The organism is Bradyrhizobium nanningense (assembly GCF_004114535.1).
In the GTDB taxonomy this organism is placed as follows: Bacteria; Pseudomonadota; Alphaproteobacteria; order Rhizobiales; family Xanthobacteraceae; genus Bradyrhizobium; species Bradyrhizobium nanningense.
On sequence record NZ_LBJC01000014.1, the window covers coordinates 233134 to 256303 of the forward strand.

General features: G+C 64.4%; 23 protein-coding genes and 1 pseudogene. 15 read left to right on the plus strand and 9 right to left on the minus strand.

Annotated features, from left to right (window positions below):
• Positions 1 to 367: 367 nt before the first annotated feature.
• Both cysC and cysD read right to left on the minus strand, forming a co-directional pair.
• Positions 368 to 2284, minus strand: coding sequence for an adenylyl-sulfate kinase (gene cysC, locus XH84_RS09110; protein WP_128922146.1), 1917 nt, complete (start codon positions 2282 to 2284; stop codon positions 368 to 370).
• Between the two features lie 21 nt (positions 2285 to 2305).
• The gene (cysD, locus tag XH84_RS09115) at positions 2306 to 3100 is read right to left on the minus strand and encodes a sulfate adenylyltransferase subunit CysD (RefSeq protein ID WP_128922145.1); all 795 of its coding nucleotides are present in this window, start codon (positions 3098 to 3100) and stop codon (positions 2306 to 2308) included.
• Between the two features lie 244 nt (positions 3101 to 3344).
• Between cysD and cysG the strand changes: the two genes are divergently transcribed.
• The 12 genes from cysG (at position 3345) to XH84_RS09175 (ending at position 14632) form a co-directional block, all read left to right on the plus strand.
• Complete coding sequence (gene cysG / locus XH84_RS09120) at positions 3345 to 4769, plus strand: siroheme synthase CysG (RefSeq protein WP_128922144.1); 1425 nt, start codon at positions 3345 to 3347, stop codon at positions 4767 to 4769.
• Positions 4766 to 5083 carry a DUF2849 domain-containing protein gene (locus tag XH84_RS09125; RefSeq protein WP_128922143.1) on the plus strand — a complete coding sequence of 106 codons (318 nt, stop codon included), beginning with the start codon at positions 4766 to 4768 and terminating at the stop codon, positions 5081 to 5083. Before cysG ends, XH84_RS09125 begins: the two co-directional genes overlap by 4 nt.
• Positions 5084 to 5094: 11 nt before the next feature.
• Positions 5095 to 6750: a nitrite/sulfite reductase gene (locus XH84_RS09130; protein ID WP_128922142.1), complete on the plus strand. Its 1656-nt coding sequence runs from the start codon at positions 5095 to 5097 to the stop codon at positions 6748 to 6750.
• Positions 6737 to 7252 carry a DUF934 domain-containing protein gene (locus XH84_RS09135; protein WP_128922141.1) on the plus strand — a complete coding sequence of 172 codons (516 nt, stop codon included), beginning with the start codon at positions 6737 to 6739 and terminating at the stop codon, positions 7250 to 7252. The genes XH84_RS09130 and XH84_RS09135 overlap by 14 nt, the downstream gene beginning before the upstream one ends.
• Complete coding sequence (locus tag XH84_RS09140) at positions 7249 to 7980, plus strand: phosphoadenylyl-sulfate reductase (RefSeq protein ID WP_128922140.1); 732 nt, start codon at positions 7249 to 7251, stop codon at positions 7978 to 7980. The genes XH84_RS09135 and XH84_RS09140 overlap by 4 nt, the downstream gene beginning before the upstream one ends.
• Before the next feature lie 120 nt (positions 7981 to 8100).
• Positions 8101 to 9102: a sulfate ABC transporter substrate-binding protein gene (locus XH84_RS09145; protein WP_164936598.1), complete on the plus strand. Its 1002-nt coding sequence runs from the start codon at positions 8101 to 8103 to the stop codon at positions 9100 to 9102.
• A gap of 37 nt (positions 9103 to 9139) precedes the next feature.
• Complete coding sequence (gene cysT, locus XH84_RS09150; RefSeq protein ID WP_164936597.1) at positions 9140 to 9976, plus strand: sulfate ABC transporter permease subunit CysT; 837 nt, start codon at positions 9140 to 9142, stop codon at positions 9974 to 9976.
• 9 nt (positions 9977 to 9985) lie between these two features.
• Positions 9986 to 10888: a sulfate ABC transporter permease subunit CysW gene (gene cysW, locus XH84_RS09155; RefSeq protein ID WP_128922137.1), complete on the plus strand. Its 903-nt coding sequence runs from the start codon at positions 9986 to 9988 to the stop codon at positions 10886 to 10888.
• Positions 10878 to 11912, plus strand: a complete 1035-nt coding sequence (locus XH84_RS09160) for a sulfate/molybdate ABC transporter ATP-binding protein (protein WP_128922136.1) — start codon at positions 10878 to 10880, stop codon at positions 11910 to 11912. The genes cysW and XH84_RS09160 overlap by 11 nt, the downstream gene beginning before the upstream one ends.
• A 176-nt stretch (positions 11913 to 12088) precedes the next feature.
• Positions 12089 to 12589, plus strand: coding sequence for a CAP domain-containing protein (locus XH84_RS09165; protein ID WP_128922135.1), 501 nt, complete (start codon positions 12089 to 12091; stop codon positions 12587 to 12589).
• A 77-nt stretch (positions 12590 to 12666) separates the two neighbouring features.
• A complete protein-coding gene (locus XH84_RS09170) occupies positions 12667 to 13842 on the plus strand; it encodes a DUF3734 domain-containing protein (protein WP_128922134.1) in 1176 nt (391 codons plus the stop codon).
• A 1-nt stretch (position 13843) separates the two neighbouring features.
• On the plus strand, positions 13844 to 14632 hold the full coding sequence (locus XH84_RS09175; RefSeq protein ID WP_128948132.1) for a 3-hydroxybutyrate dehydrogenase: 789 nt from the start codon (positions 13844 to 13846) through the stop codon (positions 14630 to 14632).
• Between the two features lie 125 nt (positions 14633 to 14757).
• On the opposite strand, the gene XH84_RS09180 is transcribed toward XH84_RS09175, so the two are convergent.
• The 5 genes and pseudogenes from XH84_RS09180 to XH84_RS09200 form a co-directional block, all read right to left on the minus strand.
• The gene (locus XH84_RS09180) at positions 14758 to 15582 is read right to left on the minus strand and encodes a sulfite exporter TauE/SafE family protein (protein WP_128922132.1); all 825 of its coding nucleotides are present in this window, start codon (positions 15580 to 15582) and stop codon (positions 14758 to 14760) included.
• A gap of 175 nt (positions 15583 to 15757) precedes the next feature.
• Positions 15758 to 16045, minus strand: a pseudogene (locus tag XH84_RS09185) (type II toxin-antitoxin system RelE/ParE family toxin); the annotation flags it as partial.
• 23 nt (positions 16046 to 16068) lie between these two features.
• On the minus strand, positions 16069 to 16305 hold the full coding sequence (locus tag XH84_RS09190) for a hypothetical protein (protein ID WP_128922131.1): 237 nt from the start codon (positions 16303 to 16305) through the stop codon (positions 16069 to 16071).
• Between the two features lie 40 nt (positions 16306 to 16345).
• Positions 16346 to 17725: a flippase gene (locus XH84_RS09195; protein ID WP_430641880.1), complete on the minus strand. Its 1380-nt coding sequence runs from the start codon at positions 17723 to 17725 to the stop codon at positions 16346 to 16348.
• A 264-nt stretch (positions 17726 to 17989) separates the two neighbouring features.
• Complete coding sequence (locus tag XH84_RS09200; protein WP_128922129.1) at positions 17990 to 18829, minus strand: protein-disulfide reductase DsbD domain-containing protein; 840 nt, start codon at positions 18827 to 18829, stop codon at positions 17990 to 17992.
• 142 nt (positions 18830 to 18971) lie between these two features.
• Here XH84_RS09200 and XH84_RS09205 point away from each other — a divergent pair, with 142 nt between their 5' ends.
• Positions 18972 to 19616, plus strand: coding sequence for a YqgE/AlgH family protein (locus XH84_RS09205; protein WP_128922128.1), 645 nt, complete (start codon positions 18972 to 18974; stop codon positions 19614 to 19616).
• Positions 19617 to 19847: 231 nt separating this feature from the next.
• Here the strand turns inward: XH84_RS09205 and XH84_RS09210 are convergent, their stop codons facing one another.
• Positions 19848 to 20735 (minus strand): TauD/TfdA dioxygenase family protein, encoded by an 888-nt coding sequence (locus XH84_RS09210; protein ID WP_128922127.1) that lies wholly within the window; start codon positions 20733 to 20735, stop codon positions 19848 to 19850.
• A gap of 192 nt (positions 20736 to 20927) precedes the next feature.
• Entirely contained in the window at positions 20928 to 21707 is a 780-nt protein-coding gene (locus tag XH84_RS09215; protein ID WP_128922126.1) for an SDR family NAD(P)-dependent oxidoreductase, read from the minus strand.
• A gap of 98 nt (positions 21708 to 21805) precedes the next feature.
• Here XH84_RS09215 and XH84_RS09220 point away from each other — a divergent pair, with 98 nt between their 5' ends.
• Both XH84_RS09220 and XH84_RS09225 read left to right on the plus strand, forming a co-directional pair.
• A complete protein-coding gene (locus XH84_RS09220) occupies positions 21806 to 22543 on the plus strand; it encodes an SDR family NAD(P)-dependent oxidoreductase (RefSeq protein WP_128922125.1) in 738 nt (245 codons plus the stop codon).
• A 164-nt stretch (positions 22544 to 22707) separates the two neighbouring features.
• Positions 22708 to 23082, plus strand: coding sequence for a CsbD family protein (locus XH84_RS09225; RefSeq protein ID WP_128922124.1), 375 nt, complete (start codon positions 22708 to 22710; stop codon positions 23080 to 23082).
• The last annotated feature ends 88 nt before the right edge of the window (positions 23083 to 23170 follow it).

A 23170-nucleotide genomic window follows, 5' to 3' on the forward strand; every position in this document is an offset into this window, starting at 1 on the left:
TTTGGCTGCTTTTGACCCGACAGCAGCAAAATGCGCCCACAGGGGGCAGCTTTCGGGCCCTATTAGCCCCAAAACCGGGGCGGTGAGAAGACCCCCGGGGGCTTGTCAAAATGTCAAGATTGGGTGGGGCGGGCGGTATTCGGAACGCGCCCTTGGCGTCCTCTGCCAATGCAATAAGCGCGATCTCAATCCCGGGTCGTCCTGGCGAAAGCCAGGACCCATTACCCCAGGGAGGAGTTTGGCGGAGGACCGACGTCCGGTACTTCGACCGCTCGTAGTCGATAGATCACGCGGTATGGTCCCGGCTTTCGCCAGGACGACACCATTGATGTGGCGCGAAGTGTGCTCCCAAAGCGGAGCGCGCCCCTCAAATATTCGCGGCGAGGTCCACGGCCTCGTCGAACAGCACGCCCGTTGTCTTCAGCATCTGCTCGATCTCATCGGCGGCCTCGGTAACAGTTCGTGTCGAGGTGTCGATCACGAGCTCGGCCGCTTGCGGCGCCTCGTAGTCGTTGCCGATCCCCGTGAACGAGGCCAGCGCGCCGGCGCGCGCTTTCTTGTAATGGCCCTTGGGATCGCGCTCCTCGCACACTTCGGCAGGCGTCGCGACGTGGATCTCGCGGAAGACGGTGTCGGCGATGCGGCGCGCGGTCGCGCGATCCTCGCGGGCCGGGGAGACGGCGGCGACGATGGCGATGTGGCCGTTACGCGCCAGATGCGTCGCGACTTCCGCGAGGCGGCGGATGTTCTCGCTGCGGTCCGCGGCAGAGAACCCGAGATCGCTGTTGAGACCTGCGCGCAGCGTGTCGCCGTCGAGCAGGATCGGCGAGCCGCCATTGCTGAACAGCCGCCGTTCCAATGCCTTGGCGAGCGTCGATTTGCCGGACGCCGGCAGGCCGGTGAGCCAGACCACGGCACCATTGTGCTGATAGCGCGCGGAGCGTTCGTCGGGACGCAGGGCCGATTCCACCGGTACGATATCGACGGGCACGGCGCGCTGGCCGGCATCGACCGACAGCACCAGGCCGCCGCCGGCAATGCGTCCGGAGATCTCGATCACGAGACGGCCGGTCCGCGGGTTCTCGGTGTAGGGATCGGTAGCAATCGAATTTGAAAGAGAAATATCGATCTCGCCGACATGGTTGCGGCCGATCGCCTTGTTCTCGCTGCTCGAGAGCTCGCCCGGATCGACCGCCTTCTCGATGGCGACCACGGTGGCGCGGCTTTCCTTCGGCCCGCAACGCACCAGCAGCTGGTCGCCCCTGGCGAGCGGCTTGTCGTGCAGCCAGAAAATCCGCGCGCGCAGCCGGCGCGTTTCGCGTGGAGCTGTGCTCGCATGCGCGACGATGTCGCCGCGCTCGATGAACAATTCGCGGTCGAGCGTGATGCCGACCGAACGGCCGGCGCCTTGCCGGCCGGTGACCGGCGTCACCGGCCAGCTCTCGACCGTCTTGATCCTGGCGATCTTGCCGGCCGGCATGATCACGATCTCGTCGCCGGCCTTGAGGCTGCCGGATTCGATGCGGCCCGCCACGATGCGGCGGTCGTCGAACTTGTAGATCGCCTGCACCGGCAGGCGCAGCGCCAGCGCCTCCAGCGGCCGCGCCGGCTCGAGCCTGTCCAGCGCTTCGACCACGGTCGGTCCCTTGTACCAGCCGATCCGATCGGTGTGCTCGGCGACGCCGTCGCCGTCGCGGGCGGAAATCGGGATCACGGCCGTGGGCTTCACGCCGAGGCCATTCAGATGCGCGGAAATCTCGTCGCTGATCGCCTTGAAACGATCGGCGGAAAAGTCGACGCGGTCCATCTTGTTGACGACGACCGCGACCTGCTTCACGCCGAGCAGATGCAAGAGATAGCCGTGCCGCCGGGTCTGGTCGCGCACGCCTTCGAGCGCGTCGATGATCAGCACCGCGCCGTCGGCCTGCGAGGCGCCAGTGATCATGTTGCGCAGGAATTCGGCGTGGCCGGGCGCGTCGATCAGGACGATATCGCGCGAATTGGTGCGGAAGCGGATCTGCGTGGTGTCGATGGTGATGCCCTGGTCGCGCTCGGTCTGCAGCGCGTCGAGCAGGAACGACCATTCGAACGGCATGCCGCGCCGTGCGCTGACGGCTTTCAGCATGTCGAGCTTGCCGTCGGGCAGGCTGCCGGTCTCGTGCAAGAGGCGGCCGACCAGCGTCGACTTGCCGTGGTCGACGTGGCCGACGATGACGATGCGCACTTGCGGACGGGTGGTGCCGTTCGGCGTGGCGGGCGAGGTTGGGGTGACAATCATGTTCATATCGCGCTCGCGTCCTTGAGATCAGAGATAGCCGGCGACGCGCAGGCGCTCGAAGGCGTCCTCGGTCTCGTGGTCGAGCGCGCGCCCCGCGCGCTCCGGTATCTTGGTTTGCTCGAGCTCGATCAGGATCTCGTCGATATTGGACGCCGCCGAATTCACGGGATTGGTAATGTCCTGATCGCCCAGCGAGCGGTAGCGCTTGCCGTTTTGCGACAGATAGAGCGGGATGATCGGGATGTTCTCGCGCTTGGTGTAGGCCCAGATATCGGCCTCGGTCCAGTGCAGGATCGGGTGGATGCGCAAATGCGCGCCTTGCGGCGGCGAGGCGTTGAAATGGTCCCAGAACTCCGGCGGCTGGTCGCGCACGTCCCAATTGCCCTCGAGGCCACGCGGCGAGAACACGCGCTCCTTGGCGCGGGTCGCTTCCTCGTCGCGGCGGATGCCGGCGATCAGGCCGTCGAAGCCATATTTGCCGAGCGCCATCTTGAGGCCTTCGGTCTTGCGCGCTGCGGAGCGAGCGGCCGGCGGCAGCGTCGGATCGACGGCATCGATGGGCGGGCAGGGCTCGACGCGCAGATCGAGATCCCACTCTTTTCCGTAGTGATCGCGGAAGCGGTACATCTCGGGAAACTTCTTGCCGGTGTCGACATGAAGGGCCGGGAACGGCATCTTGCCGAAGAAGGCTTTTCGCGCCAGCCAGATCATGACGTTGGAGTCCTTGCCGAGCGACCACAGCAGCGCGATCTTCTTCAGCCGCGCGAAGGCCTCACGGAAGATGTAGATGCTCTGCGCCTCGAGCTGGTCGAGATGGTCCATGCTCGGCGCAACATCGACAGAAAATTCTTGCGAGCCCGCGCGTGCGACGGGGGCTTTGCTGCTCATTCCGACAGAAGCGGAATCGTCCTTGAGAAGATGCATCTCTGCCACTTTGCGTTTGGAGGCGAAAATTCTATAGTCGCGAAGCCAAGGAGAAGAAAAAATTTTCTCTTTGCGCGCTTGAAACGACACATATATAGAAAATAATTCCAGTCAACCCCGATGTGGGGGAAGCGAGTATCGTATGCGGTTCTTGCCGATGTTCCTCGATCTCAAGGCCGGGCCGGTGGTTCTCATCGGCATGGGCGAGTTCTTGCGCGCTAAGCTGCGCGTGCTCGCCTCCGCCGGCGCGCGCATCCGCGTGCATGCGATCGACGGCAATCATCATCTCGGCCTTAGCGCGGAAGACGCGGCGCGCATCGAAATCCTAACGGGCGATCCGCTCGCCGCCGATCTCTCGGGCGTCATCGCCGTCGTCTGCGCAGGCGCAGGCGATATCGGCGTGGCGATGTCGGTTCGCGCCAAGGCGCTCGGCCTGCCCGTCAACGTCATGGACGATCTCGATCATTCGAGCTTCATCTTTCCGGCGATCGTCGACCGCGGCGATGTCGTGGTCGCGATCGGCACTGGCGGGACATCGCCGGTGGTGGCGCGCCGCGTGCGTGAGAAGATCGAGGCGCTGCTTCCGGCGCGCATCGGCGAACTCGCCGAGTTCATCGGCGGCTTCCGCAAATCCATCAACGAGCGCATCGCCGAGTTTCCGCTGCGCCGCCGCTTCTGGGAGCGGGTGATCGACGGTCCGATCGGTGCCGCCGTGCTCGCCGGTCGCAAGAGCGAGGCGGACGTCGCGCTGAAGGCGATTGCCGATCCCTCCGAATTTGCGCGTGCCGACAAGCCAGAAGGTTCGGTGGCGCTGGTTGGCGCCGGCCCCGGCGATCCAGACTTGCTCACCATCAAGGCACTGCGCGCATTGCAGGACGCCGACATCGTCTTCCATGACGAGCAGGTCTCGGGCGAAATTCTCGACCGCATCCGCCGCGACACCACGCGCGTTGCCGTCGGCCGCCGCGTCGGCAGGCCCGGCATCGGCCAGGACGCCATCAACCAGCGCATGATCGAGGCCGCGCAAGCCGGCCAGCGGGTGGTGCGGCTGAAGGGCGGCGATCCCTTCGTGTTCGGGCGTGGCGGCGAAGAGATTGAAGCGCTGCGCGCCGCCGGTGTCGCCTATTCGATCATTCCCGGCATCACCGCAGGCCTCGGCGGTGCCGCCGATTTCGAGGTGCCGCTCACCTACCGTCACGAGGCGACCCGCATCACCTTCCTCACCGCACACAAGGCGCGCGACGCGGAAGCCGCGGACTGGTCGACGTTGACCGACACCAAGATGACCATCGTCGTCTACATGGGCGTGTCCGCTGCACCTGCCGTGCGCACGGGCCTGCTCGCCGCCGGCCGTTCGCCGGAGACGCCGGTCGGTGTGTTCGCCCGCGTCACGCGTCCCGATGCACAGGGCGCGATCGGCACGCTTCGAGACCTCCCCGAGCTCGCACGGCGGGCTGATGGCGGTCCCGCCATTCTCATCATCGGCGACGTGGTCCGTCATACCGGTTCGCTTCGCCGCCAGACACCCAACCAAATCATCTCTGACCTATTGGATGCAGCCGAATGACCTCCCCGCTCGAACAGAAGAAGATCAAGATCGCCGGCCCCTCGGTCGTGACCGCCAACCGCACCTGGGACGGCATCGTGGTTTACCGCACCGCCGCCAAGAGCTGGTCCGCGGACCTCTCGGAAGCCGCGATCGTGCGCAACTCCGACGAGGCCAAGGCGTTGCTTGCGGAGTCCGTCGCCGATGACGTCGGCGCGATCGGACCCTATATCGCCCCGGTGCAGGTCGGATCGGACGGCGGGATCGAACCCGGCAATCTGCGCGAACAGATCCGCCGCACCGGTGTGACCATCGGACAGTCGGCTCAGGCTTAAGGCATCTTCTTATGTATGCTTACGACGAAATCGACCGCACGCTCGTCAACGAGCGCGTCTCGGAGTTCCGCGACCAGGTGAAGCGGCGCCTCTCCGGCGAGCTCACCGAGGACGAGTTCAAGATGCTGCGCCTGCAGAACGGCGTCTATCTGCAATTGCACGCCTACATGTTCCGCGTCGCGATCCCCTACGGCACGCTGGCGACGAACCAGCTGCGGGCGCTCGCCCATGTCGCGCGCAAATACGACCGCGGCTACGGCCACTTCACCACGCGGCAGAACATCCAGTTCAACTGGATCAAGCTCGCCGAACTGCCGGACGCGCTGGAAGATCTTGCCAAGGTCGGCATCCATGCGATGCAGACCTCCGGCAACAACATGCGTAACGTCACCTCGGACCAGTGGGCCGGCGTCGCGCCCGGCGAGATCGAGGATCCGCGAATCTGGTCGGAGCTGATCCGCCAGCACACCACGCTGCATCCGGAATTCTCGTTCCTGCCACGTAAGTTCAAGATCGCGATCACCGCGTCGGACCATGACCGCGCCGCGATCAAGATCCACGACATCGGCCTCCGCCTGATCCAGAACGAGAAGGGCGAGACCGGCTTCGAGGTGCTGGTTGGCGGCGGTCTCGGCCGCACGCCGTTCATCGCCAAGACCATCAAGCACTTCGTGCATGGCCGCGACATCCTCAGCTACATCGAGGCGATCCTGCGCGTCTACAACCAGTACGGCCGCCGCGACAACATCTACAAGGCGCGCATCAAGATCCTGGTGCACGAGCTCGGCATCGAGAAATTCTCGCGCGAGGTCGAGGACGAGTGGCAGCATATCCGCAATTCCTCGCTTCAGATCGACGACGAGGTGATCGAGGACATCCGCTCGCGTTTCACCTATCCTCCTTACGAGAAGCTGCCGCACATGCCGGACGAGTTGCGCCAGGCCGCGGCCGATCCGGATTTCGAGGCGTGGCGCAAGAACTCGGTGGCCCCGCACAAGGTGCAGGGCTATTCGATCGTCACGATCTCGCTGAAGCCCACCGGCGGGCCTCCGGGCGATGCCACCGCAGAGCAGATGGATGCGCTGGCCGATCTCGCCGACAAATATTCCTTCGGCGAGATTCGCGTCGGCCACGAGCAGAACCTGGCGCTGCCGCATGTCGCCAAGCGCGACCTGCCGGCGCTTTGGAGGGCGCTCGACAAGCTCGGCCTCGCAACCCCGAACGTCAATCTGATCAGCGACATCATCGCCTGCCCCGGGCTCGATTATTGCTCGCTGGCGAATGCGCGCTCGATCCCGATCGCGCAGGAATTGACGCGGCGCTTCGCCAATCACGAGCTCGCCAATTTGATCGGCCGGCTCCACATCAACATCTCCGGCTGCATCAACGCCTGCGGCCATCACCACGTCGGCCATATCGGCATTCTCGGCGTCGAGAAGAACGGCGAGGAGATCTACCAGATCACCATCGGCGGCCGAGCCGACGAGAACGCCGCGCTCGGCACCCTGATCGGGCCGGGCGTGAAGTTCGACGAGGTCGCCGACGTCATCGAGGACATCGTGGAAGCCTATCTGGCGCTGCGCGAGCGGCCCGAAGAGCTGTTCATGGACACCGTGAAGCGCCTCGGCGTCGAACCCTTCAAGGAGCGCGTCTATGCCACTCGTTAACGGCGGAAAGATCACGGGCGACAGCTTCGTCAAGCTCGCCGTCGACACGCCGCTGCCCGAGGGCGGCGACGTCCTGGTGCCGGCCGAACGCTTCCTGGGCGAGGCGGACACGCTGCTCAACCGTTCGGGCAAGGTCGGCGTGATCTGGCCCAACAACCGCGACATCGCCGAGCTCGTGCCGTATCTCGGCAAGATTGCGACGGTCGCGCTGGTATTCCCGACCTTCCGCGACGGCCGTGCCTACAGCCAGGCTCGCCTGCTGCGCGAGCGCTACAATTATCGCGGCGAATTGCGCGCCACCGGCCAGGTGTTGCGTGACCAGTTCGTGTTCATGCTGCGCGCCGGCTTCGATTCGTTCGACGTCAAGAAGCAGGCCGACGCGGAAGCCTTCATGCAGACTGCAAAGCGCTATTCGGTGTTCTACCAGCCGACCGGCGACGGCCGCATCACGGCTTTGCACCGGCGCATGCAGTTGCGTCACTCCGAGGGTGTCGGCACGTGAACGTCGTTCCGTCTCAGCTCGCTCCGGTCTCCGTCTCTGCGCCGCCTTCCGCGGAGGAGCTCGATCGCGCCTTGCGCGATGCCTCGCCTGCGGAGATCATCACTGCGGCGCTGAAGACGGTCGGGCGCGAGAAGCTGGCGCTGGTGTCGTCCTTCGGTACGGAATCGGCGACGCTGCTGAAGGTGATGGCGGATGTCGATCCGGCCATCCCCGTGATCTTCCTCGATACCGGCTGGCTGTTCGAGGAGACGCTCGCCTATCGCGACACGCTGATCGCGACGCTGGGTCTGAAGGATGTCCGCTCGATCAAGCCGGCCGAGGAGAGCCTGTCGCGCGAGGATCCCGAGCGCGAGCTCTGGTTCTCCGATCCCGACGCCTGTTGCCGCATCCGTAAGGTGGAGCCGCTGGCGCGCGCGCTGAAGCCCTTTGATGCCTGGCTCAACGGCCGCAAGCGCTTCCAGGGCAATGCGCGCACCGATATTCCGGTCGTCGAGGACGATGGTGCGCGGTTGAAGTTCAATCCCTTCGCCAACGTCTCGCGCGAGGAACTCGAGGCAATTTTCGTCCGCGCCAAATTGCCGCGTCACCCCTTGGTCGCCTCCGGTTTCCGGTCAGTTGGGTGTATGCCTTGCACGAGCAGGACGGCCGAAGGCGAGGATGAACGCGCCGGTCGCTGGCGCGGCCGAGCCAAGACAGAATGCGGCATCCATACGATGAAGACCTCGTAGCACAGCTACGTTGCCACGCTGCGAACAAGAAAATCCGGTTTCGTTGACTTAAGCGCGTTTCGCCGCGAGTTTCGCCTGCCTTCGCTGACACCGGCGTCAGTGAAGTGAATGGAGATGGACATGATGCGCCGTATCGTTCCGCTCGCTGCAGGCCTCGTCTTGACGGTTTTCTTGGCAAGCTCGGCTCTCGCCGCTGACATCAACCTCTTGAACGTGTCGTACGACCCGACGCGCGAGCTCTATGCCGAGTTCAATAAGGCATTTGCGAATGCCTATCAGAAGGAGACCGGCAGGAGCGTCGAGATCAAGCAGTCGCATGGCGGCAGCGGCTCGCAGGCGCGTAGCGTGATCGACGGATTGCAGGCCGACGTGGTGACGCTCGCGCTCGCCTACGACATCGACGCGATCGCGGCCAAGGGCCTCACGGCGGCGGACTGGCAGAAGCGATTGCCGCAGAACTCGTCACCCTATACCTCCACCATCGTGTTCCTGGTGCGCAAGGGCAATCCCAAGGCCGTCAAGGACTGGGACGACCTGCTCAAGCCCGGCGTTGCCGTGATCACGCCCAACCCGAAGACGTCGGGCGGCGCGCGCTGGAATTATCTTGCGGCCTGGGGTTTCGCACAGAAGAAATACGGCTCAGCCGACAAGGCCAAGGATTTCATCGGAAAGCTCTACCAGCAGGTGCCGGTTCTGGATACCGGCGCGCGCGGCGCTACCGTGACCTTCGTCGAGCGCGGCGTCGGCGACGTCCTGCTCGCCTGGGAGAACGAGGCGTTCCTCGCGCTGAAGGAGTTCGGCGCCAGCAAGTTCGAGATCGTGGCGCCGCCGCAATCGATCCTCGCCGAGCCGCCGGTCGCGATCGTCGACAAGGTGGCCGACAGGAAGGGCACGCGCAACGCGGCCGACGCCTACCTGCAATATTGGTACACGAAGGAAGGTCAGGAGATCGCCGCGCGTAATTTCTACCGTCCGCGCGATGCCGAGATCGCCAAGAAGTACGAAAACGCCTTCGCCAAGGTCGAACTATTTACGATCGACGACGTTTTCGGTGGTTGGACCAAGGCGCAGAAGGAGCACTTCGCCGACGGCGGTATCTTTGACCTGATCTACAAGAACTGATCGGGAGCTGTCTTAGGACGCTTTAGCAGGGGGCCTGGTGAGCGCAATCGCAGCACGACGCCGGACGTTGCCGGGCTTCGGTCTCACGATGGGGCTGACGCTGTCCTGGCTGTCCGTCATGATCCTCATTCCACTCGCCGGGCTGTTCCTGAAGTCGCTCGAGCTCAGTCCCGAACAGTTCTGGAATATCCTCTCCAGCCGCCGCACCTTGAATGCCCTGCGCGTCTCCTTCGGCCTCGCCTTCGCGGCGGCCTGCATCAATCTCGTCATGGGCAGCATCATCGTCTGGGCCTTGGTGCGCTACCGCTTTCCCGGTCGCCGGCTGTTCGACGCCATCGTCGACGTGCCCTTCGCGCTGCCGACGGCGGTCGCGGGCGTCGCGTTGACCGCGCTGTTCGCCGAAAAGGGCTGGCTGGGCGCGCCGCTCGCGGCGCTCGGCATCAAGGTGGCGTTCACGCCGGTCGGCATCTTCGTCGCCATGATCTTCATCGGCATTCCTTTCGTGGTGCGCACGGTGCAGCCGGTGCTGCAGGATCTCGATCCCGAGATCGAGGAGGCCGCGGGCAGCCTGGGCGCCAACCGCTGGCAGACCATCACCCGTGTGATCCTGCCCTCGCTGGCGCCGGCTCTGCTCACCGGGCTCGCGCTCGCTTTCGCCCGCGCGGTCGGCGAATACGGCTCGGTGATCTTCATCGCCGGCAATCTGCCCAACGTGTCCGAGATCGCGCCGCTGCTCATCGTGATCCGCCTGTCGGAGTTCCGCTATGCCGACGCGACCGCCATCGCGGTGGTCATGCTCGTCGTGTCCTTTGTCGTCATCTTAGCCGTCAACCGACTCCAGCGCTGGGCGCAGAGCCGGGTACCGGCGCGTTGAGGGCGGACCATGGCGATGCAGATTGCCGACTCCGTTTCGCTCTCGGTCTCCGACGCCAAGGCGCGTGCGGCGGCAGCGCGCGACAATCTCCGCACCGAGCCGCGCGCGGTGCGCATCGTTATCATTGCGCTGGCGGTGACCTTTCTCACCGTCTTCGTCGTGCTGCCACTGGTGGTCGTGTTCGCGCACGCCTTCTCCAAGGGCATCCTCGCCTATTTGGCCGCACTCGCCGAGCCGGAAGCGCTGGCTGCGATCAGGCTGACGCTGCTGGTCGCGGCGATCTCGGTCGGCCTCAACCTCGTCTTCGGCCTCGTCGCGGCCTGGGCGATCGCAAAATTCGATTTCCCCGGCAAGACTTTCCTGATCACGCTGATCGACCTGCCGTTCTCTGTGAGCCCGGTGATCTCCGGCCTCGTCTTCGTGCTGCTGTTCGGCGCGCAGGGCTATTTCGGCGGCTGGCTTCGGGATCACGACATCCAGATCCTGTTCGCGGTGCCCGGCATCGCGCTCGCCACTACCTTCGTGACCTTCCCGTTCGTGGCGCGTGCGCTGATCCCTCTGATGCAGGAGCAGGGCACCCAGGAGGAGGAAGCCGCGATCTCGCTGGGCGCCTCAGGTCTTCAAACCTTCTTCCGCGTCACGCTGCCCAACATCAAATGGGGCGTGCTCTACGGCGTCCTGCTCTGCAACGCGCGCGCGATGGGCGAATTCGGCGCAGTCTCCGTCGTCTCCGGCCATATCCGCGGCGAGACCAACACCATGCCGCTGCTGGTCGAGATCCTCTACAACGAATACCATTTCGTCGCCGCCTTCGCGATTGCCTCGCTGCTGGCGATGCTGGCGCTGATCACGCTGATCGCCAAGACGGTTCTGGAACGCCATCTGGACGAGGGATACGCAGGTGACCATTGAAGTCAGAAATCTCGTCAAGACGTTCGGCAGCTTCAAAGCCCTCGACGGCGTCGACCTCAAGGTCGACAGCGGCGAGCTGGTGGCGCTGCTCGGGCCATCCGGATCGGGAAAGACCACGTTGCTCAGGATCGTCGCTGGCCTCGATTGGCCCGACGCCGGTGAAGTCCTCATCAACGGCGAGGACGCGCTGGCGCAGGGCGCGCGCGAGCGGCATGTCGGCTTCGTGTTCCAGCATTACGCGCTGTTCCGCCACATGACCGTGTTCGAGAACGTCGCCTTCGGCCTGCGGGTGCAGCCGCGCGTGGTCCGGAAAGACGAGGCTGCGATCCGGGCGCGGGTCAAGGAGCTGCTCGACCTCGTGCAGCTCGACTGGCTTTCCGACCGCTATCCGAGCCAGCTCTCTGGCGGCCAGCGCCAGCGCATCGCGCTCGCCCGCGCGCTCGCGATCGAGCCACGCATCCTGCTGCTCGACGAGCCGTTCGGTGCGCTCGATGCCAAGGTGCGCAAGGAGCTGCGAAAGTGGCTGCGCTCGCTGCACCACGAGATCAACGTCACCTCCATCTTCGTCACCCACGACCAGGAGGAGGCGCTGGAAGTCGCCAACCGCGTGGTGGTGATGGACAAGGGCAGGATCGAGCAGATCGGCTCGCCGGACGACGTCTATGAAAGCCCGGCAAGCGCGTTCGTCCACGGTTTCATCGGCGAATCCATCGAGCTGCCGGTTCGGGTCGAAGGCGGCGTCATCAGGCTCGGCGGCCGGCCGCTCGCCCTTGCGGCGGATGGGCTTGCGCCTGGCGCGTCAAGACTGTTCGTGCGGCGACATGACATGTTGGTCGGCCCGCCCGGCAGCGGCGCCTTCGAGGGCATCGTGCATCACGTCCGCAATTTCGGTCCCGTGCAGAGGGCCGAGGTTGCACTGTCAGACGGCAAGACCATCGAGATCGACGCACCCCGCGACAAGGAACTGCGCGCCGGTGATACGATCGGCCTCGAACCGCGCCGTTACCGGATCTTTGCGGGGTAAGGCCCCGTCATTCCGGGGCGATGCGGAGCATCGAACCCGGAATCCCAAGATTGTAGCGCGAGATTCCGGGGTCAGTGCTGCGCACTGCCCGGAATGACACGAGCAGATTTTCTTCAAAATTCACCTTTCAGCCATTGTTGGTATGCAACAACGGCCCCTCATTCGGGGGCCCCTACATGCGCGCTGCGGCCGCAATTCTCATCACTTTGCTGCTCGCCGGCTGTGCCGGCAACGAGGCACCGGTCCAGCAGCCGTCGATGTATACCGACATGGCGGCCCCTGGCGCCCAGCTCGACGCGCAGGCCGCCGCCGTGATGATCTCGCAATACCGCCAGAACAACATCCTCGGCACGGTCGTGGTCGACCCCGATCTGATGCGGCTCGCCGAATCCCAGTCCAACGCCATGGCCGCGGCCAACAAGATGGACCATGACGTCCGTGCGCCCTTGGCCAAGCGCCTCGCCGCGGGCGGCTATCCTGCGACCGTGGCGGTCGAGAACATCTCGGCCGGTTATCATACGCTGGCGGAAGCGTTTTCCGGCTGGCGCGACTCGCCTCCGCACCGCGCCAACATGCTCAAGAGCGGTGTCACAAAATTGGGCATCGCGGCGAGCTATGCTCCCGGCACCAAATACAAGGTGTTCTGGACCATGATCTTGGCCTCGACCGAGCGATAAGCCAGACTTGATCCCGGCATGCATTGACGCCGCGGTGGAGTGTCGCCACGGTGGCGCGCCATTGCTATTGTTCTCCCATGATTGATCGTAGCCCGGAATCCGCCAGCATCCCCGCCAATGCGCAACGCGTCCTGGTCCTGCAGGGCGGCGGCGCGCTCGGCTCCTACCAGGCCGGCGCCTTTCAGGCGCTGTGCGGCTTCGGCTTCGAGCCGGAATGGGTCGCCGGCATCTCGATCGGCGCGGTCAACGCCGCCATCATCGCCGGCAACGAGGGGCAGACCCGCGTCAAACGGCTCAAGGAATTCTGGGAGATGGTCTCCGCGCCGGTGCCGTGGAAGCCGATCGGCAAGAGCGACCACAGCCGCGAGTTGTTCAACTCGACCAGTGCCGCGCTGATCGCCACCTTCGGCGTGCCCGGCTTCTTCGTCCCACGCGTCCCGCCGGCGCCGCTCTGGCCGCTCGGCAGCCCGCAGGCCGAAAGCTATTACGACACCGCACCGCTGAAGAAGACGCTGGAGCGTCTGGTCGATTTCGATCGCATCAACGACCTGAAGACCCGCCTATCGGTCGGCGCGGTCGGCGTCACCTCCGGCAACTTCAAATATTTCGACAATTACGAGTTCAAGAAGCTCGGCAAGAAGATCGGCCCCGAGCACATCATGGCCTCCGGCGCGCTGCCGCCCGGCTTTCCTTCCGTCGTGATCGAGGGCGAGCATTATTGGGACGGCGGCATCGCCTCCAACACCCCGCTCGACTATGTGCTCGATGCCGAGGTCGACCGCGACATGCTGATCTTCCAAGTCGACCTGTTTTCCGCGCGCGGCGATCTGCCGACCTCGCTGCTGGAGGCCACCGAGCGCGAGAAGGACATCCGCTATTCCAGCCGCACGCGGATGAACACCGACAAGAACAAGCAGCTGCACAACGCCCGCAGGGCCGTGCGCGATCTGATCGGCAAATTGCCGGACTATCTGAAGAACGATCCTTCCGTTGAATTCCTGGCGAAGGTGTCGCGCGAAAGCACCGTCACCGTCGTGCATCTGATCTACCGCAGCAAGAACTACGAATCCTCGTCCAAGGACTATGATTTCTCGCACGTCGCCATGGTCGAGCATTGGGAGGCCGGCGTGAACGACGTGCATCTGTCGATGCGCCACAAGGATTGGCTCGAGAGACCACAGTCCGGCGAGACCATGGTGACTTACGATCTCACGGGGGACGTGTCCGCGCCCCCGGCAAAAAGGAGCGAATAGAATGGGTAGTCTGTCAGGCAAGAACGCCGTCGTGACCGGGTCCACCAGCGGCATCGGGCTTGCCTATGCGCGTGCGTTCGCCGGCGCCGGTGCCAACGTCGTCATCAACGGTTTCGGCACGCCGGAGGATATCGAGAAGGAGCGCACCAAGATCGAACAGGACTTCAAGGTGAAGGCGATCTACTCGTCCGCCGACATGACCAAGCCCGCCGAGATCGCCGCGATGATCGCGCTCGGCGAGCAGACGTTCGGCTCGGTCGACATCCTCGTCAACAATGCCGGCATCCAGTTCGTTTCGCCGGTCGAGGAGTTTCCGATCGAGAAGTGGGATCAGATCATCGCAATCAACCTGTCCTCCGCCTTCCACGGCATCCGCGCCGCGGTGCCCGGCATGAAAAAGAGGGGCTGGGGCCGCATCATCAACACGGCGTCCGCGCACTCGCTGGTGGCCTCGCCCTTCAAGTCGGCTTACGTGTCGGCCAAGCACGGCATTGCCGGTCTCACCAAGACCGTGGCACTGGAAGTCGCGACCCACAAGATCACCTGCAACTGCATCAGCCCCGGCTATGTCTGGACGCCGCTGGTCGAGAAGCAGATCCCCGACACGATGAAGGCGCGCAATCTGACGCGCGAGCAGGTCATCAACGACGTGCTGCTCGCCGCGCAGCCGACCAAGGAGTTCGTCACCTCCGAGCAGGTCGCCGCGCTGGCGCTGTTCCTGTGCAGCGACGACGCCGCCCAGATCACCGGCACCAATCTTTCCATCGACGGCGGCTGGACCGCGGCGTAAAGCGCTCAGTGTCGTAGGGTGGGCAAAGGCGCGTCAGCGCCGTGCCCACCACCTTTCTGTGATTGAGACGAGTGGTGGGCACGCTTACGCTTTGCCCACCCTACGATTCTGTCGCCCGGGCGGGCCTAATGCGTCCACGCCAACGCCGTCACGAAGGCCGACGACAGGTTCAATTCCACAAACATGATCTTGCCGGCGACGAGGAACAGCACGCTGGCAAGCGTCAGGCGCAGCACTGTCTCGGGCACACGCGTGGCGCTGTAGCTGCCGACGATGATGCCGGGCACCGAGCCCATCAGCAATATGCTCATTAGCGCCCAATCCACGTCGCCGAGCGCCCAGTGCCCGATGCCGGCGACCAGCGTCAGCGGCACCGCATGGGCGATATCGGAGCCGACGATGGCCACCATCGGCAGGCGCGGATAGAGCAGCAGCAGCACGGTGACGCCGACCGCGCCGGCGCCGACCGACGAGATCGACACCAGCACGCCGAGCACGATCCCGGTGACCACGGTCGCGATTGCGGTGGTGCGATCGTCGACACGCTCCAGCCTGCCGCGGTAGCGCTCCATGATCGACTTGCGGAAGATCAGCGACGTCGCAGTCAGCAGAAGCGCAAAACACAGCACCAGGTTGATCAGGCTACGCTCGGAATCGCTTTTGAGGTCGAGTTTCCACAGCACCAGCAGCGTCAGCGCACTGGCTGGAATGCTGCCGCAGGCGAGCCGCAGCACCGCCGGCCAGTGCACGCTGCGCGACCAGCCATGCATGAGGCTGCCGCCGGTCTTGGTCGCGGCGGCATAGAGCAGGTCGGTTCCGACCGCTGTGGAGGGATGAACACCGAACAGCAGGATCAAGAGCGGCGTCATCAACGAGCCGCCGCCCACGCCGGTCATCCCGACAAGCAGGCCGACGCCGAATCCAGAGGCGACATAGAGCGGATCGAACATGTCAGGTGAATCTTAGGTTGATCTCGTCGGTTGGGCAATACGAAGTAGAATAAAGTTCCAACGAGAGGCAACCTCCTGGATAAAATAAGAAAAATTGTGCTACCAGGCAAGGATAAGGGGGCGTTTCGCCTCTTTCGCGAGCTTGCCGCGAAACAGCCGTCCCTCGGAGCCGCGATCAAGCATACTGCTTTCCGGGCTCGTTCAGCCCCCCGAGCGGCCGTCGTGACGTATGGCGGACGTGGACAATATGGATGACGTCACCACTGACACGACGAAATATCCCGAATGGATAGCGCACGACTGTTGCTACGCGGACCTGGGAACGGTGCGCGACGCGTGGCGCGGAGAAAGGTGCGCTTCGAATGCCCCCGATGACGTCGATGAATCTTTGTCCGAGAGCTCCGGCGATCACAGGGCTAGCGTTGGTGGCATAATATGTCGCGATGCCTGCGAGATCAGCAAGCGCTTCTCGCGTTCAGACGACCTTCATCCGCGCTGAAACTTCGCGAAGGCCTCCGCAACCTCGGCATCCGTAGCGACCTCGCCACGATCGATCGAGGCCAAAGCCGCGTCGATGCTCCGCAATTCCTCTTGCGTTGCCAAGTACTCGCCGCCGAGCAGCTCGTTCTCGATTTCGCTAGCAATTGCAACCAACTCGTTCTGGGCCTCTTCAGGCCAGGTCTGAGCACGTTCCAGAAGGTTTCGCAGATCGCTTGCAGCCATAACCCGACGATATCAGGTGCCACACTGCTTTCCAATTGCCTCAGGCCCTTCGATAACGCCCGAACGCCAGCACGTGCAGGCCAAGGCGTTGCCGTACGATCCAGAACAAGAGCACCGTCTCGAAGGTGAGGGAGATCGAAGTCGCGGCTGCGGCGCCGTGGCCACCGTAGTGCGGTACCAGCGCGATGCAGAGCACGACGTTCATCATGAACGCCAGCGCATAAGCGAGCGCGCAGATCTTCTGCTGACCGAGCATGTTGAGCAGCCGCTCGACCGGCCCGATCGCGGCGCGCACCACGAGCCCGATCGCGGCGACGAACATGATGTCGTAGCCGACCACAAATTGCGGTCCGAACAGCCAGAGCAGCGGCTTGCCGAGCGCGAGCAGCACGATGGTCGCCGCCAGCGACGGCCAGAACGTCCAGTTGATCGCATGCGCCACATAGGCCGACAGCCGTGCCTTGTCGCCGCTTGCATTGTATGCGGCGAAGCGATGCGCCGTCGTCGCCGACATCGCGTAGTGGATGAACGAAACCAGCGCCAGCGTCTTCACCACCGCAAAGTAGACGCCGACCTCGTCGGAGGGGCGGAACTGCTGCAGCACCAGCACGTCGGTGTAGGACAGCAGCAGGTAGAAGCTCTCGACCAAGAGGATCGGCAGCGAGACGGCGAGCCAGCCGCGGATGTCATACGTCCTGGGGCCGGACGGAATATGATCGGCGAGCTTGCGGTTCAGCACCACCATCTGCCCCGTCATCGCGATCCACACGGCACCCAGGCTCGCGACCATCGCGGCGACCGCACCGAGATGATAGCCGAGCAGGAAGGCCGCGCCCGTGATGCCGATGATCAGCGCCTGGCGAATGATGAATTGCGGCATCAAGCCGAGCTGCATCCAGTCATGCGAGCGCGCGATGCCGTCCTGGGTGTTGGCGACGACGAAGGCGGGTAGCGTCATGCAGCCGATATAGAGCGGCAGCACCTCGGCGGGATCGAGCCAGGGCGACAGCAGCCTGACGATGCCGGCAAGGACCAGCGACACCAGCGTGGACACCGCGAAGGTGAGCCAGCGGCTGCCTCCGAGGAAGCCGCGCAAGAGCGCGTGGTCGCCACTGGCCCGATATTCGGGAATGATCTTTTGCGCGGAGGCCGAGATGCCGAAGTCCATCATGCTGCCGAGCAGCAGCACCCAGGTCCAGACATAGACATAGATGCCGTAGTCGGACGTGCCCATCCAGCGCGCCAGCAGCACCTGCGAGAGATAAGCGAGCCCGGCGCTGATGACGCGGATGACGAAGATGGTGCCGGCCAGCCGCCGCGTCAGCGAGGCCTCACTCGATCCGCCCGAGAGCTTGGCCCGCAGTCGCGCGATCAGCCCGGCCGGTCCGGTCGTTGCGGGTTCTGCATCCATCACGGCCAATTCGAAGATCCCTCAGGTCGCCCGGCATGCTGTGGCAGGTGAGGAATTAGCAACCATTCGTTAAGATTGGGTTGGGTGGGGCGCGGCGTCGCGCCACCGCACCTGTCGGCCCTGCGGACGCGGGGACCCATAACCACAGGAAGAAGTCGCTACGCGACCTGGCAACGACGAGCCTTCGCCAAACCACTCCCTGGGCTATGGGTGGCGGATCTGCGCTTCGCTTGTCCGGGACGACAGCTGAATGCGGAGCGTCGGCAGCGCAACTCACTCCAAATTCGTATTGAACTCGTACGACTTCTCCGGCCCGACCAACGTGAATTTCAGCGCTGCGCCGTCGGGCTTGGCGCCCGGCGGCAGGCCGTCGAGTTCGAAGGAAAACCGCATCACCCCAGGCGGGCTGGGCTGCACCGGAGCCGGAATCGGCAGGGCCCAATCGGGCGTCGGCCCTTCCACGTACAGATTGACGCTGCTGCTTTCGGGCGCGACCACGTCGACCACCACATTCTTGGGACCGTCGCGCTTGACGTCGCGGATGGTGAGCGGATTGGGATCGCCGATATTGGCCGGCTTCGGCACGGTGTCGAGCGCGGCACGCAAATTGGCATCCTCGGTCGAGGCGACGCTGTTGAAGCCGAGCTCGGCGTGGACCTCGACCGGAATGCAGAGCTTCTCGCACACCGCGTAATTGATCTCCGCACGCAAGGTCACGGGTTTGTCCGCAGCCTTCGCGACGATGCGCAACGGCAGCACGATCTGGTCATGATAGCCGATCGAATGGCCGCCGGCGCCATCATCGAATTTCAGCGGCGCCGGCCACATCACCGTCACCGCCTCGACATTGTCCGACTTCGAGAAGTCGAACCGCGGCGGAACGCCGGAATCGCCGGGGGTGCGCCAGTAGGTTTTCCACCCGTGCTGAAGCTGGAACGCGATACCGCCGAGCAGGACGGCGCCGCTGCGCGATCCCGCCAATAGCCGCACCGCGGAATGTCCGTCGCGCTGCCACGGCGAAGCGTCATCGGCGCGGGCTGCGATGGCCAACGACGACGCAAGCAGGGTTGTCGCGACGCCAATCGCCGCACGCAGGGGAACTCTTGTGAGCATAGCACGTCTTTACAGGGTCAGCCCCGGGCAAACCATTGAATTGCTTGTGATGGATGCACTTGTATCGACTCTCTGCAAGCCTTGATTTGACAGCCGCCCGGCCCAACATCAGGATAGGAATTGAAACCGGAGTGCTTTACCGATGGCTCCCACAGGTAAGAGGACGGGCGAAAGCACCCGCCGCGCGGGTCCGGCGCTTCCCAATTCGGCCGGTTATCTCGACGGCCGGCTGCTGATCGCGATGCCCGTCATGGGCGATTCCCGCTTCGAGCGCTCGGTGATCTATCTCTGCGCCCATTCGGCGGAGGGCGCGATGGGCATCATCGTGAACCATCCGGCCGGCAGCATCGACTTCCCCGAGCTGTTGGAGCAGCTCGGCATCATCAAGAAGGGCGAGCACATCAAGCTGCCGGAGAATGCCGAAAGCATGAAGGTGCTGCGCGGCGGCCCGGTCGATACCGGCCGCGGCTTCGTGCTGCATTCGAGCGACTTCTACATCGAAAACGCGACGCTGCGGATCGACGACGGCGTCTGCCTCACGGCGACCGTCGACATCCTGCGCGCCATCGCCAGCGGCTCCGGCCCCAAGCACGCCATTCTCGCGCTCGGCTACGCCGGCTGGGCGCCGGGCCAGCTCGAGACAGAGATCCAGAGCAACGGCTGGTTGCATTGCGACGCCGATGCGGATCTGATCTTCGGCGACGACGTCGACGACAAATACAACCGCGCCCTGCAGAAGATCGGCATCGATCCCGGGATGTTGTCGAACGAGGCGGGGCACGCGTAGCTGCTCGGGGACGCTTTGCCATAGTCAACCGCGACATCCTCGGCTGTCGTGCGTCACCCTCCGCTGTCGTCCCGGACAAGCGCGCCACAAGCGCGCGCAGATCCGGGCCCCATACTTCGAGGGAGGAGTGTGGCGCGAGCTCTCAACCACTAGCCTTTGTCAAACTCCGCCCTGTGGTCATGGGTCCCCGATCTTCGCTGCGCTCGTCCGGGACGACAGCGGAATATGTCGCTACTCCGCCGCCTGCTGCTGCACCGTGGGCTCCGTTCCCGCCACCGTGGCACGGCGCATGTCGCGGGGCTGCGACTGGTCGTAGCGGCGGACGCGGTGCATGGTCTGGCGGTTGTCCCACATCACGAGGTCATGCAGCTTCCATTTGTGGACGTAGACGAACTCGGGCTGCGTCGCGTGCTCGTTGAGATCGCGCAGCAACAGCCGTCCCTCCGGCACGCTCATGCCGACGATCTTGCCGGCGTGCGATGACAGATACAGCGATTTGCGGCGATGCACGGAATGTGTCCGCACCAGCCGCTGCAGCACCGGCTTGAACATCACCTTCTCCGCGTCGGTGTATTCGGTGAAGCCGAGCGATCCGCGCGAATACATCAGCGAGTGTTCACAGACGAGATCCTCGATCTCCGCCTTGGTCTCGTCGTCGAGCGCGTCATAGGCGGCGCGCATGTCGGCGAACTCGGTGTTGCCGCCCTTCGGGTTCACCACGCGCGCCGACAGCAGCGAGAACTTCGCAGGGATCGGCCGGAACGAGCTGTCGGAGTGCCACAGGCAATTGCCGAGGTTGAACAGATTGGCGCGGCTGTCCTTCGGCAGCGGCTTGCCGTCCTTGCCGAGGTTGGAGACGTCGTTCAGGCCCGAGGTGAGGCGGTATTCGTCGGCCTTGGTGATGTTGCCGCCCCGCGCGTCCTCGCGCTGGCCGAAGTTGAGCGCAAAGGCCATCTGCTGCTCGTCGGTGATGTCCTGATCGTGGAAGACCAGCACCGCGTATCTGTCCATGGCGGCCTCGACCTCGCGCGCCTCATCCGGTGTGAGCGGCTTGCGCAGATCGAGGCCGGATACCTCGCCGACAAAATGCTTCTGAAGCTGCCGGATGGCGATCGTCATGGCGTTTCTCCCGCGGGTCCCGAGCGGTTGGTCCCGCTCTGTCGGTCTAAAAAGCTACTCCCGCGCTCGCGGTTGTCAACGCGCGGCGCGCATGGCTGCCCGTAGCCGGGGTGAGCGCAGCGATACCCGGGAACGGTGAAGCAAAGTCCCCGATGTCGCCTTGCTCATCTGGGCCACGCACCTTGTAACCTCCTACGCGTTCCGCGCCATCAGCCCGCCGTCGACCGGAATCACCGCGCCGGTGAGGAAGGACGCCGCCGGGAGGCACAGGCTCAGTGTCATATGCGCGACCTCCTCGGGATCGCCGTAACGCAGAAGCGCGGTGCGGCGCTTGGCGTAGATCGTCTTGTGCTCTTCCGAGATGCGATCGGTGATCGCCGTGCGGATCGGGCCCGGGCAGATGCAGTTGACGGTGATGCCCTCGCGGCCAAGCTCGACCGCCAGTGAGCGGGTGAGGCTCGCAACGCCGCCCTTTGCCGCCGAATAGGGGCTGTGCAATGCGGTGGCGCCGAGCGCCTCGGTCGAGGCGATGTTGACGATGCGCGGGCACTTCGACTTGCGCAAATGCGGCAGCGCGGCGCGGATGATGCGCGGATGCGCCGTCAGCATCACCGCGATGCCCCTGGCCCAGGCGTCCTCGTAGGTCTCGTCGTCGATCGCGACCCGCACGGAGATGCCGGCATTGTTGACGACGATGTCGATTGCGCCGAAATGCGCGGCGACCTCGCCAACCACGCGCTTGATCTCGCCGCCGTCGGCAACGTCGAGCTTCCATGCCTTCGCCGATCCGCCGTTCGCGGCAATCTCCTCGGTCACCGCGTGCGCGCCTTGCGCGTCGAAATCGGTGACGGCGACATTCGCGCCTTCAGCGGCGAACACGCGCGCGGTCGCGCGCCCCATGCCGCTCGCCGCACCAGTGACAAGAACGGTCAGGCCCTTGACGGACCGGCTGAGCTCTTTGAACTCGGACATGTTGTTTCCTTGGGAAGCTGCTTGTTCTTGTTATGATTGACAAGGCTGGCATCGATCCGCAGACAGGTCAAACAAGCAAGATAAAAGGGGAGGCCGCGATGGCGAACGAGCTCGATTTCTCAGGCAAGCAGGTGCTGGTCGTCGGCGGTTCGAGCGGGATCGGCAATGGCATCGCGCAGGCTTTTCGCACCAGAGGCGCGGAGGTCGCGGTGTGTGGCACGCGTGCTCACGCAACGGAATATTCAGCCGAACAAGGTTCCGATCTCACCGGTCTTTCCTACGTGCAGCTCGACGTCAGTAACCCCGGTGCGATCGAGGCTTTCAAACCGGCCTTTGACAGGCTCGACATCCTCGTGCTGGCGCAAGGCGCGGTGCTCTATCGCCGCGGCGAGTTCGAGATGGCCGGCTTCCGCAAGGTGGTCGAGGTCAATCTGATGAGCCTGATGGCCTGCGCGACGCGGTTTCATTCCATGTTGCGGGATGCGAAGGGCGCGCTGATCATGGTGTCCTCGACCGCGGCCTATCATTCCACCATGGGCAATCCCGCCTACAACGCCTCGAAGACCGGTGCGGTCGGATTGACGCGGACCCTGGGCGAGGCTTGGGCCGAGGACGGCATCCGCGTCAACGGCATCGCGCCGGGGCTCGTCGACACCAAGATGACGAAGGTGACGACCGACAATCCCAAGCGGCTCGAAGGCGCGCTCGCGCGCATCCCGCTGCGGCGATTGGGCACGCCGGCCGACATGGCGGGCGCGGCGCTGTTCCTGGCCTCACCGCTGTCGTCCTACATCATCGGCCAGACGCTGGTCGTGGATGGCGGCCTTATCTTGTAGCCGGGGTGAGCGCAGCGATACCCGGGAACGGTGCACGCAAAGTCCCGGATGCCGCTTCGCTCATCCGGGCTACGCCCTGTAATGATCCGCCTACACTTTCATCGTGGCTTGGAACTGCGCTGCTCCTGATCGGTTACTTGGGCTGACCCCCGAGGAGGAGCATCATGGACACGGATCGGATTGTTGGATCGGCCAAGGAATATGCCGGACGCGCGGAAGGCGCGATCGGAGACATGGCAGGCGATGCCAAGACGCAGGCGTCGGGCAAGGCGCGGGAGGCTGCAGGCACGGTGCAGAATCTCTATGGTCAGGCCAAGGATGCCGTGCGTGACGCCGCGGACACCGCGACCAGCTACGCCAAGGACGCCTATGAGAACAGCGGCGATACCTTCCGCGATGGGACACAGGCGCTGTCGAAGAAGGTGCAGGACAACCCGCTCGGCGCGCTGATGGTTGCCGGCGGCATCGGCTTTGCGCTCGCGCTGCTGATGTCGCGCCCCGCACGCCGTCCGCCGCCGCGCTGGCGTTATTACAGCTGAGGGACAAGCAGGGACTTGTGCCCCGGACGCGCAGCGGCGCCAGAGCGCTGCTGCGCAGAGCCGGGGCGCATTCTTTTGTAAGAGGGTT